This is a genomic window from Bacteroides sp. K03 (assembly GCF_019734355.1).
GTDB lineage: Bacteria > Bacteroidota > Bacteroidia > Bacteroidales > Bacteroidaceae > Bacteroides > Bacteroides nordii.
Window position 1 is genome coordinate 39,484 of sequence record NZ_JAASHC010000038.1, and the last position, 13,282, is coordinate 52,765.

Annotated in this window: 10 protein-coding genes; 4 read left to right on the forward strand and 6 right to left on the reverse strand. The window is 47.0% G+C overall.

Annotated elements, in window-relative coordinates; genetic code table 11:
- Positions 1-408: 408 nt before the first annotated feature.
- From HCG69_RS18640 to HCG69_RS18665, 6 genes are all read right to left on the reverse strand, one after another.
- On the reverse strand, positions 409-3,834 hold the full coding sequence (locus HCG69_RS18640; RefSeq protein ID WP_221651273.1) for a T9SS type A sorting domain-containing protein: 3,426 nt from the start codon (positions 3,832-3,834) through the stop codon (positions 409-411).
- 542 nt (positions 3,835-4,376) lie between these two features.
- Positions 4,377-5,303: an Rpn family recombination-promoting nuclease/putative transposase gene (locus tag HCG69_RS18645; RefSeq protein WP_221651274.1), complete on the reverse strand. Its 927-nt coding sequence runs from the start codon at positions 5,301-5,303 to the stop codon at positions 4,377-4,379.
- 440 nt (positions 5,304-5,743) lie between these two features.
- Positions 5,744-6,205, reverse strand: a complete 462-nt coding sequence (locus HCG69_RS18650; RefSeq protein ID WP_221651275.1) for a hypothetical protein — start codon at positions 6,203-6,205, stop codon at positions 5,744-5,746.
- Between the two features lie 146 nt (positions 6,206-6,351).
- Entirely contained in the window at positions 6,352-6,954 is a 603-nt protein-coding gene (locus HCG69_RS18655; RefSeq protein WP_221651276.1) for a DUF6633 family protein, read from the reverse strand.
- Positions 6,890-7,780 carry a hypothetical protein gene (locus HCG69_RS18660; RefSeq protein ID WP_221651277.1) on the reverse strand — a complete coding sequence of 297 codons (891 nt, stop codon included), beginning with the start codon at positions 7,778-7,780 and terminating at the stop codon, positions 6,890-6,892. The genes HCG69_RS18655 and HCG69_RS18660 overlap by 65 nt, the downstream gene beginning before the upstream one ends.
- A 17-nt stretch (positions 7,781-7,797) precedes the next feature.
- A complete protein-coding gene (locus HCG69_RS18665) occupies positions 7,798-7,992 on the reverse strand; it encodes a hypothetical protein (RefSeq protein ID WP_221651278.1) in 195 nt (64 codons plus the stop codon).
- Positions 7,993-8,108: 116 nt separating this feature from the next.
- On the opposite strand from HCG69_RS18665, the gene HCG69_RS18670 reads away from it, so the two are divergent.
- The 4 genes from HCG69_RS18670 (at position 8,109) to HCG69_RS18685 (ending at position 13,199) form a co-directional block, all read left to right on the forward strand.
- Positions 8,109-8,795 carry a helix-turn-helix domain-containing protein gene (locus HCG69_RS18670; protein WP_221651279.1) on the forward strand — a complete coding sequence of 229 codons (687 nt, stop codon included), beginning with the start codon at positions 8,109-8,111 and terminating at the stop codon, positions 8,793-8,795.
- Positions 8,796-9,077: 282 nt separating this feature from the next.
- The gene (locus HCG69_RS18675) at positions 9,078-9,749 is read left to right on the forward strand and encodes a hypothetical protein (protein WP_007486928.1); all 672 of its coding nucleotides are present in this window, start codon (positions 9,078-9,080) and stop codon (positions 9,747-9,749) included.
- 16 nt (positions 9,750-9,765) lie between these two features.
- The gene (locus HCG69_RS18680; RefSeq protein WP_221651280.1) at positions 9,766-11,697 is read left to right on the forward strand and encodes a hypothetical protein; all 1,932 of its coding nucleotides are present in this window, start codon (positions 9,766-9,768) and stop codon (positions 11,695-11,697) included.
- A 29-nt stretch (positions 11,698-11,726) separates the two neighbouring features.
- On the forward strand, positions 11,727-13,199 hold the full coding sequence (locus HCG69_RS18685; RefSeq protein WP_221651281.1) for a hypothetical protein: 1,473 nt from the start codon (positions 11,727-11,729) through the stop codon (positions 13,197-13,199).
- The last annotated feature ends 83 nt before the right edge of the window (positions 13,200-13,282 follow it).

Consider the following 13,282-nt stretch of genomic DNA (forward strand, 5'->3'; position numbering starts at 1 on the left):
CTTTTTTAGTGATACAATCGTGATACTTTGTGTTCTCTGTTATTAATAACACTACAAATATAAGCATGTTTGAGGGGAGTAAGAAGGACGGGTGATGATACCATTTGTTTGCATGTAACTTGTTGATATTTAGATTGTTGTGTGGATTAATTGTTGCTGAGGCACACTGCGTTTCCCCGTGCGGGTAACGAGTCGGACAGAATGGATCATAAGGGCGGTGATAATTAAAGGGAGAAGTACTATGCAGATAATAGAGCAGCTAACTCTCAACTGAATAAGAAGGGAGGTATTGAATGGCATTAAAGAGGGAGAGGAGGGAAGAATGGAGAAGGGAAAATTGAGAATTTAGAAGGGAGGTGTACTGCCACAGCGCAGCCCCTTCTCCTTTCTCAACTCTCCCTTTAATACTTAGTTCTTTATCACTTTGTAAGCTATTCGTTGCTTACCGTTGCTGAGTACGAACAGATAGATGCCTTTAGGGTTATTTCCGATATAAATGCTGTTTTCTGTTTCCAGGCGTTGCTTGTTTGTGTAGACAAGGCTACCATTCAAAGATACTAATTGCAGAGTCCACAGATCGGTGGAGGTGCTGTTAGCGTTGATATGCAGATAATCGTTGGCCATCCATATGTTGAAATCTTTTGTTGCTATCGGCGTTTCTCCGATTCCGGTGGGTACAGGCTGCAGGAGTGCAAATACCGGTACATAACCATAGTCTTTTGCCTTTTCGGCGGAGACGTTCACCACACCTTTCAATGGTGTATATCCCGGGGCGGAAATGGTGTAAGAAACATCTCCTGCTATGACATCCGTAAAGGTAACCTGCCCATCGTCTAATGTTGGTAGTTTTCCGTAACCTTCGAGGTTGACGGTGGCGCCTTCCGGCATGTATTGATAATCATAGCAATCACCTAACTGGAAATAAACGGTGTAGGTGTTGGCTGTCTCTTTGGGGAGCGTCAGGATGATGCTCTGACTCTCTTCGCCTATTGTTACGGATTGGCTGACGGCTTTGTATCCCTCACACCAGGCTCGTACCTGATAGACTCCTGCCGGGAAGAAGGCGGATATGTTACTACTGTTGTCAGAGTAAATGAGCTTGTCGTCCTGGTATACGACAATTTCAATGCTCTCGTCTATGTGTTGCCTGTTTTCGTCCTGAACATCCACGTATAGGCGTTGGTAGGTGCTGTAGTCGAGCACCAATTCCTTGCTGGCAGGGAGTGTGATGGTGCCGGATATTTCTTTGCCTTCGGGTACGTCTGTGCGATAAGTATAGGTTCCTTCGGGAAGTTTAACCGTTGTTTCGCCTGCGCTGCCTTCCGTCTCAATTCCGTATCTCCCGGCGGAGATTCCGCCATTATAAAATATTACCTCACAATATCTGTTGCGTCCGGGCATCTCTTTTACCTTAATGGTGAGTGACGCTTCTTTCGCCTCTTTGTGTGTTAAAGTTACAGTTTGCGGTTGGTCTGCAACGATGAATTCTGCAGTTGATATGCTTGCAGTGTAAGAATAATCGTCTTTGAATTTGGCAATATACTCTCCGTGAGGCAGATAAATATTGATAAAGTTACCATCTGTATTTGCATAAAGCAAATAGATGTATGCGTCTTTGTCCTTATGCGTGCTGTGGCAGATGCGAATGGAGGAGTTGTCTGCTATCAGTGGCCATGTTGTGCCGTTTTCATCAACTACGTTCAACGCCACTTTCTGGTAGTCCGCAGTCGATAATGTGATTGTTTCAGTTTTATCCGTATCCAGTTTCACTAACGTTGCGGATGTATTTATACGTTGGTTCTGTACCATCTCAAGGCTATAAGTGTAATCGCCGGCGGGCAGATAATAAGATCCGGTGAATCCGTCTGTGGGATTTCCGTTGAATAAGGTAAGCGTATATTGGTCTGCTATTGCATGGTTAACTAAGGTGAGTTTTGGGATACCATATCCATATTCTCCTCTGAATTTCTCCAACAGGTCACCGTTTACTTTGAATGTCAGTTTCTTGTAGTTTTCAAAAGAGAGGTCGAACTGTATATTTGCTCCGGCTACCTCAAACGAGCGTTGCTGTGTTACGTAATCTGTGAGATTCACTTTGCATGTATACGCACCATCGGGTAGATGCAGCTTGATTACTCCTTGCTCGTCTGCCGTATACATATTCGTATTGTCTCTCGTACTTATTGCAACGCCTGCTCCCGCCATCGGGTTACCGGTTCTGTCGATCACGTTGATGGTGACCTGATGGTAATCGTTTTCGTTGAGTATGTAGATCATAGTCATGTCTTCTCCGGCTACCGTAAACTGTTGTTTGCTGATACCGGGGAACGACTCTTGCGTGGCCCGGTCGATGATTGTTGCCGATATTTCATATGTACCATCCGGCAGGTAATATCCGTGATCTGCTTCGTAACCGTATACCATCCCTTGTTCGATCGCATTGACGGAAATATCCGACAGTGCATATTTTTCGATGTCACTCGATGTAAACGTCACTTTACGATAATCGTCAAAGGAGATGGAGATCGTTTCGTGTTGACTGACGTGTATTTTTCCCTCTCTGATAAACATGTCCGGATAATGGACTTCATATGTATAAAATGAATCGTCGTCCGATTTTCTTAAAACGGTGGAATAGAGTTTGGTCTGTTCATTGTACGTTACAGTATTGCCTGCTATCATTACACTCAGTTGGTCGGGGGCTGTCATGAAACTGCCGGGGGTAATGTTCAGACTGATGCGGAAGTACCTATCTTTGTAAGAGATCTCCTGTATCATATCCTGGTTACCTACTACCATTTCTCCTTCGAGAGGGCTATAACCCTGTTCGTCTGTCCCGATCACTGCCAATACGCGGTAAGTATAAGTGCCGGCTGTTGCTATATACGCCACTTCTCCCTTTGCATTCGTCTTTTGCCCGTTCCAGTAGTTGTCGGAGGGAATCAGTTGGCTCACGATTGCCTCTTTCGCCGGAAGCCCGTCCATATCGAGTACGCGGACGGTGACTTTCTTGCCCGTTTCGTAGCTGAACGTTTGCTCGATAGGAATATCTGCTAAGATAAGTTCCCGGTAGATGGGGATGTAGTAGACATCTTTGCCTGTTACTCTTGCGCTGATTTTATAGCTGCCTTTGGGTAGATAGATATCGGTTGCCTGGGCGGTGATGACCTGTTCGTAAGATTGCTGTGAGCCGGATGAGATGGTTATTAGTCCGGGGCATAACGCATTGGCTTCGTCTTTGATGGCTACTGTCATTTTTTGTTTTCCGGCCAGCGGGTTGTTTACTTCCATTCGGCCGTCAGTCAGCTCTTTTACGTCTATTGTGCTGACGGAGGTCACTCCCGAAACGTTCCCGGTAAGTTCCCAATACAGCTGTTCGCCCTTGTAGAGAAAGCTGAAGGTACCGCTGTCCGTCCATTTTACATCAATATGCGTCTTTTCGTAAAGGGAGTTTTTGTCGGGAAAGAGGTCTATGCCTGTGAACAGGGAATACTGTTCGGGTTCCAGTCCTTTCAATGCCAGAGTGAGCCAGTAATAGCCTTCGAGTTTTACAACAACGGGGGCATTGTCGCCATTCCATACGAGTTCCAGGTTTTCATTCACCCCTTGTATCTGCATTTGCAGGAAGTTCAAACTGCTACGCTTGACTACAAACTTGCCGTTTGCGTCTGTGGTGTAATCTCCTGCTCCGTCGGAACCGATTCCGCCGATGGTTGCTTGCAGCCCTGGAATGGGCAGGTCTTTGCTGTCTGTAATTAGTACGGTCATGTCTTTGGCCCATGTACAGACGGTTACCAGGCACATCAGACCCACTAATAGTAAGCTTTGTTTCATAATATAAAGTATTGTTTGTGCTTCTCCAGTTCCTATAAAAGCGTTAAAATAAATAAAGCGTGGAACTGCGTGCTATTTATAGTAATCGGAGGTCCTAGGAAAACCCATGCATACATACATAAACAGACAGCAGACCCACGCATGAACGTGAGAAACTACTATGCCATTCTTTGTATGCATTTGAAAATTTCCTAGGTTTCCGATTGCAAGAAAGAGCATAACGCTTCAATAATGTTTTTTAATAAGGTAGGAATGTGACGCTTCGTATTCCTGTCTGCAAAGATATAAATATATAGTAAAGTAAAGAGATATTCGGACCGATTATTTTGTTGACAGTTGAGGATTGGTGGCTGACTGCGTAGGGTGATACATCGGCTTTCCTCGTTGGCAGGGGAAGCTGTGTGATAATGTGGTATGCGTTTTGGTTTATTAAATTGTGCGGAAATGAGGCAAATATGAATGAACTTAAAAGCCTTGCAAGCTACGGGTTGATATTCTCGCAGTTTGCAAGGCTTATGATAAAACAGGTCTTTTTCCCGTCTTTATAGATTGGCTATCTCTTCGGAAGTCAAACCGGTGATATCAGTAATCGTTGCGTAATCCAATCCTTTATTTTTCATCTTTCGGGCATTAGAAAGACGCTCTTTTTCTGCCCCTTCTTCCAAGCCTTCCTGTCTTCCTTCCTGTCTTCCTTCCTCTCTTCCTTCCATTCTTCCTTCCATTCTACCTTCCAATTTGGCTGAATCGATGACATCATTCTGAATCATCACTGCATTCAGATGTTCGTCATAAGCCAAGCGTTCCTGTGGCGTCATGGAGTAGTATTTCAATTTCTCACGTGCTTCTTCCAGGCCGGGAGCTTTGGTATCAGGACGTATCACTCCGCTTTTCAGGTAGCTCATCCATTCCTCCAGAGGCGTAACGGCTGCCTGGTCGAACTCATTGACGCGGATAAGAACATATTCCGGGAAAATATCGGCAGGCATACGTGTCACAATCGCATTCTTTTCCTTGACGTTGACTTGCAGCTTGTCGCCGGTGTGTACACCGATAAAGTTATTTTGTCCGTAATACAGATAGTCACTGCCGATGCCTATGTCGAAGTACAGAATGCTGATGGAATAGATCTTCTTTACATGATAGTATGCCTCGCCCAGCGAGATATGCTCGGTGATGGCTTTGGCCACTCCGTACAGAATGCGTTCCAGATAGTAAAGTTCGCGCGTGTTTTGTATCTCGATGATGATGATTTCGTCTTTACTGTTGCGCGCTTTGATGTCTACGCGGTTGAATTTATCGTCAGCAGTCAGTTGGTTACTTTCGCTTTCGAGTATTTCCATGATAGTCACTTTTTCCTTTAGGAATACGGTGAGGAAACCTTCGAGAACACCAAAGTTTGCCTTTTGACGTAGTAGGCGTTTAATGGCCCAGTCAAAGCGTATGTATCTATCTTCCAAATAACTTTCCATAATGATTCTCCTTCCTTCTTTATTTAGAGCAAAACAAAGGTATGGCTTTTACTTTGAAAAACAATGCGGACCGGACGCATTTCTTTGTTGATAAATAATTTGTTAATAAGCCAATGTGTTTTCACCATAGAGTCGCACAGAGTTCCACCGAGTATTATTTATCTGATGAAACGCGGATTAACACAGATGACCCCAGATTAAAAGACTGTATTTCTTTATCTTAGATTTGTTTCCCTTTGCGAAAATCTGCGTTTATCTGTGTTTCAATAAAGATTTAAACTCTGTGGAAGTTTTGCTCATGTCTTATCAGGTATGAATAATTAGCCAATATGCCAATGTGCCAATATGCCAATGCCATGCGGTATACAGCGCAGCCAATTGGCACATTGGCACATTGGCATATTAGCTCATTATCATACTGATTTGAATAATGTGCTGTGCTATGCGTATGGGTTGCGTTGTACTTCTTTCCGCCAGCGCCAGAAGGCTTTGAGCAGCCCTTCCTCGCTGATGGACTCTATGTGATAACGCTCTATGAAGCATCGTACGGATTCGGCGTACGAGATACCTTGTTGGCGACGGTCGGTGAGCATGCGGTCAAAGAGCTCGGCGTGAAAAAGGTGTTGTACGCGGCTTTCAAAGATACGGATATTGCTTTGGGTGAGATAATTATAACTTGTGGCCGACTTTCCCCGGTGTGGATTGGGAAGGCGCAGGCAAAGATTTCCGGCCTCTCGTGCCGGCGCGTTACAGGGGCGTTTGCCGAGCAATTCGTGCAGGCTGTTGCTGAGGTAACTACGGGGTGGCAGGTGGATGACGCCTTTGTCGGTGACGTTGGCGAAGTGTCCGTACAGGTATTCCGCCAGAAAGGGTTTGAGTTGAAATCGGATGGTGTAGTACATACGTGTGTGGTGTTAAGTTTTATGTATATGATCGTTTTTCTGTCGATACGTGTGCTTTGCCCGGCTCTGGGGAGGGCTTTGCTCGGCTCCGGGGAGGAATGTTCTCGGCTCCGGGGAGGAGGGTGTCCGGCTCCGGGGAGGAAACGCTATTCAGGTGAGGGCCTCCTGAGGGCTTGTAGGGCGTCTTCGTCTCCTTCTTGGGCACGCCGCTGCACTTCGAGATAGGCTTCGTAAGTGATGCCTTTTGTTGGGTTATTTCTTAGGATTGTCCGCGTTTCGTTCCTTTTGCTGCGTTCTATCTCCTGGTTTCGCTGGTCTGTGTACTGACGAAGCCCGGACATGATTTTCATAGGATCGATGGCACCGTAAAATTGTCCGTATTGTCCGATCTTGAAACGGGCTATGTAGAGGCAGATATCTCCGGCGGTAAGCATGGGGTAGGCGGCGAGGATGAGTTGGGCAGTTTCGTGCAGCTGTCCGGTGGTGAGTTTGGTGCGTACTTCAGTGAAGTCGTTGAGGCTTCCGAGTTGTATTTTTAACCACTCCAGCGGAGCTGTACGTGTGTATAGCCGTGTCAGTAATACCAGTGTAGGGTTGGCAGGGCGTACGGCAAGATCGGCAGGGGTGAGTCCTCCGGATAACAGGCGGGTTTGCAGGTCGGGATTGTAAGCAGTAAAGAACTGCTCAGGTTTCGGGTATTTCAGGTAGAATGCCTGTAGCCTTGAGCTGTTCGATTCGTCGGCGGGCATCGTTGCTGACGGTAGTGCCGAGTGCAGTAATTGTATCAAGCCTTCGCTGTCGGCTTTCTTCACGGTTTGTTGTAGCAGGGGTTTCATGGCTTTGGGGGTATTTGTTTTGTTTTTCCAGTTGTTGGCGGAGCCAGTTGGCAAAGTGCTGGCGGAAGTCACAGACGGACTTGTCGTTGTTGCCTTCGTTTTGGAGCTTACGGCAGAATTTTTCCAGCCACTCATGCAATCTATCCGGGTCCAGGTGGTGATTCATGCAGAGGAGCTCCATCCACGACTGATTACCGACGGACTGTTTATAAGCCAGAGCGAGTGGTTGGGGGATGTTTTCGTTTACTGTTCTTGTTTTGCTTGCCTGTTCCTGTTCTTTTTGGGTTTCCTCTTCCTTTTCCGGTGTCGGGGAGGGTGAATGAGGGGGAGTGTGTGGGACAGGCTGTCCGGTGTCGGTTCTCATTTTCTGAATGTTGTTTAGTACTGTAACCGGCAGTGCTGCACGCACTTTGTCGGGCAGGTTGTCGAAATCTTTCAGTGCGGAGAGTTTCATGGAGGGGTTCATGGCATTTTGTGTAAGCCAGTGGGTGATGATGATGTGTTCATGGATCATGATGATTAGTTTGAGCTCTTCAAGATTCTTGATGCAACGGCGTACAATTTGGGCACTGGTGTTGCAATCGTAACCGATGCGGCGTACGGTGAGTCCGTAAATCCCTAACATGTTTGTAGCGGGATTGGTGAGTAGATAGATCCAGATGAGCTTTTCGGTGGCTGTGAGTGGTTCAAACCAGCTTTCACCCCAGATGCGGGTGTTGAGATATCTTCTTATTTCCATAATGGGTTGTGTTTTAGTTAGTTCATGGTGTCTCTTTCTTTGCATATTTTGCGGTAGGCATCTATGACTAAGTGAGATTTAGGGCCGATGATACGCCCGCTCAGGGTGTTGTAAACGGTCTTTACGGACACTCCGGCTTCTTGGGCCACGCGTTCTTTCCAGCCTTTCGAGGGGAGGGGGAGAAGTTCTTGCTGCTTGACTTTTTTCTTCATGATGTTTGTGCTTTAGGAATTAATGGTTATCTTTGTCGTTTGGAAGGGAGAGCTAATAGGCTGAAAACCCTTCTGGTTTACAAAGTAACACAAGTTAATTGATTAAAACAAAGAAAATGTCGGAAACCTTGATTTTCTTAGCTCAGAATCTTGTGCTTCTCCGAAAGAAGAACCAAATGACGCAGGCGGACTTGGCCGGAGAGTTAGGGGTAAAGCCCAATACGATCTCCAATTATGAGAACGGAAACAGTATGCCCGATCTGGATACCGTGCAAAAACTGACAGGAGTATTTCACATCCCTGCAGACTTGTTGCTTTATACCAAATTGACTCCTGAGGTGCTGGCTGCACTACATGACATGAAGGTAGAGGTGATACGGCAAGCTGCTAAGACTGGGCATTCTACAGCTGGCATGGCACTGGGCGGTCTTGGTGGCGCTCTTGCCGGAGGGATGGCAGCGGCGGTAGTAGGGGGCGCAGCTTTGGTCCCGGGTTTTCTTGGCCTGACCGGTGCAGCTCTGTTGGGCAAAACTATCTGGAAGGCGTACTCAAAGAGCGATGAAGTTGTAACGTCTCCCGATCCGGAGAAAATCGAACTCGAAGCAGAGCCAACGAACCGGATTGCCGAAGATGCCGGTTCTTATTATAAGGAATGCGAGCCCAACCCTGTCAGCCCGGAGGCAGCAGAGTGCGCCCGCCTGAGGGAAGAAGTGCGTCGCAAAGACGAAATGATCATGGAGTTGTCTCGTGAAATAGGCAAGCTTGAATATAAAATAGAGCTGCTGAAGGGGGAAGCAGAATAATATAACCCAGGATCAGATAATGGCCGTATTATTTTCATGTGCCTTATTTTACCAAATAAACAGCTTTTTCTACCCAATAAACACCAATTTAAACAGACGCTAAAAAACGTTATCAATCCCTTTCTCTTTTCAGGTCTTATGTAGTACTTTTGCTGTAAGTATATAATACATGCAAAACAGAGCGATATACCTCTTTTTGAGGGCATATAGTTTCCCCGCTTATAGTTAAGGATTACCTCTTTTCCGGGAAATTCACGGAGGATAAAAACAGACAAAAGACCTATGAGGAAGATTCAGTTTTTGTTGGCAACATGGATGTTTGCTATTGTCACATGTGGCGCGATGCCTGCCTATGCACAAGCCCAGGCACAAACCCAGGTGCCCACCAAAGCACAAACCAAAGCAGCGGAGAAAGCCGGAAAAGCAAGAGCCAAGGCTTTAAAGAAAGAAGGATGGATGACGGACAGTGCAGAACCGCTGGAGATCATTATCATGCATCATCTGCTGAAAACTGATAATTATGGTGGCACAGGCGAAGAATATGTAGGAAACGCACAAGCCGTGAAAAACATCACATTGGGAGGGCGTATGGCACGTTCGGATGCACGTACCCAATATGCCGACATGAACAAAGCCATTGTAAAAGGACGTATCAACGACTCTTCAAAGTCCATCTCCGATGAACAGGCAGAAGCTTTTGTGGCCACCTATGAAACCATGGTGATGCAGGAGTTTGACGGCGATCTGCGTCAGTCATATACCATCTACCGCCCCATGAAAGACGGAAAGTATGAAGTACGTGTTTACTTCTGGCTGGATGCAGACAGGGCTTCTCAGGCACGCATCAAAGCTTTGCAGCATGCGGCGGCCGAAGCCAAACTGTCGCAGGAGGTGGCGGACAGCATGTCAAAGTTTATCAAAGACGGATTCAAGAAAGAGACTCCTGCCAACTAACTCAAAGCCCCTATTCATGAAGTATCTTCTCTATGTACTGATCATTTGCTGGCTACCTGTAGCAGTGAAAGGGCAGAGTGTTTCCGAAAAGATGAAGCGCTATCAGGACGATTCGTCTTACAAGTGCGGCAAAGCCTGTGCTTCTTCCTACGAAGAGGCGGACCGTGCAGCACTCGAAAACCTGGTCAGCCAGATCTCCGTATCCGTCAGTGCCTCGTTCTCCGAGAGCGAGTCACAGATTGACAGCGGAGACCGGACCGATTACCAACGCAACATTGACAGCCGGGTGCGTTCCTTCTCTTTTGGAACTTTACCCAACGTAGGGCAGATTATCGACGAAAGCAATCCCGATGAAGTCTGTGTGTTTCGTTATGTAAAGGTGGCCGAACTCGAAGGGATCTTCAAGGAACGCGAAAACAAGATACTCGACTTCATTGCATCGGGCATGGAGGGAGAGAAGAGGTTGCAGATTGATGTGGCCTTGCGTTATTATAACTGGGCACTGACCCTGCTCATAGCCCATCCTAAATCTGTGTATCAAGAGATAGATGGGAAACGTACCAATCTGAAAGTGTGGCTGGATACTAAAATAAACAATATCTTCAATACGCTCAAAGTCGGGATAGGGGAGTGTACGGAAACCGATAATCCCATTGACCGGTATGACCTCTGCCTGCACTTCTCATACATGGATCAGGAAGTGTCCGATCTGGACTTCCACTACTTCAACGGCGAACGCTACGTAGGTCCGTGCAAAGTTCACAAAGGCATGGCGATACTCAACTTCGAACGTCTGCCCCAACGCGAACTGCGTTTGCGTTACGACTATAAGTTCGAGAACCAGGCAAAGAACTTCGACCCCGAACTGCGGGCAGTGTTGGAGACGGTCGATCCGCAGAACTTCCCTAATGCCTCCGTCAGCCTGCCGGTGAAAGACGATAAGAACAAGCCGGTTGTTTCGGCACAGGTCAGAATGTTGGAGGCCCGGGTGAATGCCGCCTCCAAAGCTGCTGTAGCCTCCATTGCCCCTCCCATCGTGGCACCGGACGTGGTGCACCTCAAACTGAAACCATTGGCAAACAGTGCCGACTTTGCAGGTATCATGAAACAGGTAGAAACGGCTGTACGGAACGGGACCCTCGGCGAAGTACGGGCGCTTTTTACTTCCGAAGGCTATGAACTGTTTGACCAGATGTTGAGTATCGGCAACGTATCCGTAGTGGGAGAACCTGTATATACCTTTTATGATAGTGGCGGCCCTTATATAATAGGTAAGTCGCTGCCACTGAACTTCAAGTTCAAAGGGCGTGGCAACTCCTTTATGGAAGATGTCGCCTTCCGATTCAACAAAGAACATAAGATTGCTTCTGTAGCCTTCACACTTACCAAACGCGCCGAAGACGACATCTTCAAAGCTGCCTCCAAATGGGGCGAAGCCTCCCGGTATGCCATTATGAGCTTTATGGAAGATTATCAGACGGCTTATGCCCTGAAGCGGATTGATTACATAAAAAGCATCTTCTCGGACGATGCCATTATCATCACCGGTGTGGTATGCCAGGCGGTAGGTAAGGGATTCTTTCAGGAAGGAGCCGATCCCTTGCCGGGCGGTAAAGCTCCCACTGTGCGCTACAATCGCTATACCAAAGGAGAATATATTGACAAACTGCAACGGAGTTTTGCCAGTAAAGACTTTATCCATCTCGTGTTTGAAGACAATGCCATCAAGAAGATAAATACCAATGGAGTGATTGACGGAGAGTCCTACGGTATTCAGATAAAACAGAGCTATTTCTCGGACAACTATGCCGATACGGGCTATCTGATGTTAATGCTCGATATGCGGGGAGAATACCCCATGATACGTGTCCGTGCCTGGATTCCGGAGAAAAGTGATGATGCATCGCTCGATAAATTTCTTAACCGCTTCCGTCTGGGAGGAAACTGATGATAAACCGCCGAACCGTTTATAGAAGGATGATAAAAATAAAACGATTGTCGCAGCTTTTGATTGTGTTTTGCATGGCTACTGCTGCCTGTGCCCAGGATTCACTCGATGAATACCGGAAGCAGGTCCAAAGCGAATATCAGGGATTTGCCCGGGAGGCCCGGGAAGAATATGCAAACTTCCGTGACCGGGCAAATGCCGAATACGGGAAATTCATGCAGGAACCCTGGCAAGCGGCGGAAGTGCTGCCTCCCGATCCGGTTCCGGTGAGGCCGGAGCCGCCAAAGCCTCAGGTGAAGAAACCCGAAACCGGTACTATTCCGCCTCGGGAATTGCCTTATGCGGAGGTAGTGTCATTGCCCGCTCCGCGCCCTGCTCCTGAACCGGTAGAGCCCATTCCCCTGCCCGAAAAGTTAACGGGAGAACTGTTTTCATTCGCTTTCTATCATACACCCTGCAAAGTACACCTGTCTGCCGGGCAAAAGTATACGTTGTCGTCAGCGGACGAGAAAGCGGTAGCCAATGCCTGGAAACGCTTGTCGGCAAGCGATTATAATGTGCTTGTAAATGACTGTCTCGAGCTTCGGCAACAACTCGCTTTGTGTGATTGGGCATACGTGAAACTGTTACAGCAATTGACGGAGAGCTATTTTGGTTCGGTAAAATCCAATGAAGCAGTTGTCATGCAGATGTTCATTCTTACGCAATCGGGATATAAAGTGCGCATAGCACGTTCTATGGATAAGAAGTTAGTATTGCTGTTACCTTCCGAATCTGATATTTACCGGTATGGTTTCCTGCGTATGGGAGGAGTGAAGTATTACCTTATTGACTCGTCTGTGAAAGAAGATGTCTTTGTCTTCGACCATGCTTTTCCAAAAGAGCAACTGTTCTCTGTTGCCATCAATGAGAAACCCCGGTTGGCAGTTCACCTTACCGGACAGCGTATGCTGACCTCCGAGGCCTATCCGATGATAAAGGTAGATGTACGAACCAATAAAAACCTGATAGACTTCTATAACACCTATCCGCTCAATAGCAACTGGGATACGTATGCGCGGGCCTCGTTGAGCGAAGAGGTGAAAAAGGATCTGTATCTGGCCTTGAAGAAAGAGTTTTCAGGAAGATCAGAGTCTGAAATAGCGAACCGGATCCTGAATCTGGTGCAGACAGCTTTTAAATACGCAACGGACGAAGAGCAGTTTGGATATGAACGCCCTCTTTTTGGAGATGAAACGATCTTTTATCCATCCAGTGACTGTGAGGACAGAGCCATCCTCTTTTCAATTTTAGTGCGTGAATTGATGGGACTTGATGTCGTTCTGCTGCATTATCCGGGGCATTTGGCTACGGCTGTCCGGTTCAAATCGGATGTGAAAGGAGACTATCTGACGGTTGACGGAACCAAATATGTGGTGTGTGATCCGACGTATATCAATGCACGCGTAGGAGAGGCCATGCCACAATTCAAAGAAGAGAAATGTACCGTGGTAAGAATATAAACAAACATAATAGTTACTATGTTTGTAAACACTGAAAACCAACGCTCGTCGGGACGGGTGGTCCCGCCCCTTGCCGCTGGGCG

What these genes read in the sequence shown, in the direction of transcription:
- HCG69_RS18640 (WP_221651273.1), bottom strand. Translation starts at nt 3,834, where the DNA reads ATGAAACAAAGCTTACTATTAGTGGGTCTGATGTGCCTGGTAACCGTC.
- HCG69_RS18685 (WP_221651281.1), top strand. Translation starts at nt 11,727, where the DNA reads ATGATAAAAATAAAACGATTGTCGCAGCTTTTGATTGTGTTTTGCATG.
- HCG69_RS18650 (WP_221651275.1), bottom strand. Translation starts at nt 6,205, where the DNA reads ATGTACTACACCATCCGATTTCAACTCAAACCCTTTCTGGCGGAATAC.
- HCG69_RS18675 (WP_007486928.1), top strand. Translation starts at nt 9,078, where the DNA reads ATGAGGAAGATTCAGTTTTTGTTGGCAACATGGATGTTTGCTATTGTC.
- HCG69_RS18680 (WP_221651280.1), top strand. Translation starts at nt 9,766, where the DNA reads ATGAAGTATCTTCTCTATGTACTGATCATTTGCTGGCTACCTGTAGCA.
- HCG69_RS18645 (WP_221651274.1), bottom strand. Translation starts at nt 5,303, where the DNA reads ATGGAAAGTTATTTGGAAGATAGATACATACGCTTTGACTGGGCCATT.
- HCG69_RS18655 (WP_221651276.1), bottom strand. Translation starts at nt 6,954, where the DNA reads ATGCCCGCCGACGAATCGAACAGCTCAAGGCTACAGGCATTCTACCTG.
- HCG69_RS18665 (WP_221651278.1), bottom strand. Translation starts at nt 7,992, where the DNA reads ATGAAGAAAAAAGTCAAGCAGCAAGAACTTCTCCCCCTCCCCTCGAAA.
- HCG69_RS18660 (WP_221651277.1), bottom strand. Translation starts at nt 7,780, where the DNA reads ATGGAAATAAGAAGATATCTCAACACCCGCATCTGGGGTGAAAGCTGG.
- HCG69_RS18670 (WP_221651279.1), top strand. Translation starts at nt 8,109, where the DNA reads ATGTCGGAAACCTTGATTTTCTTAGCTCAGAATCTTGTGCTTCTCCGA.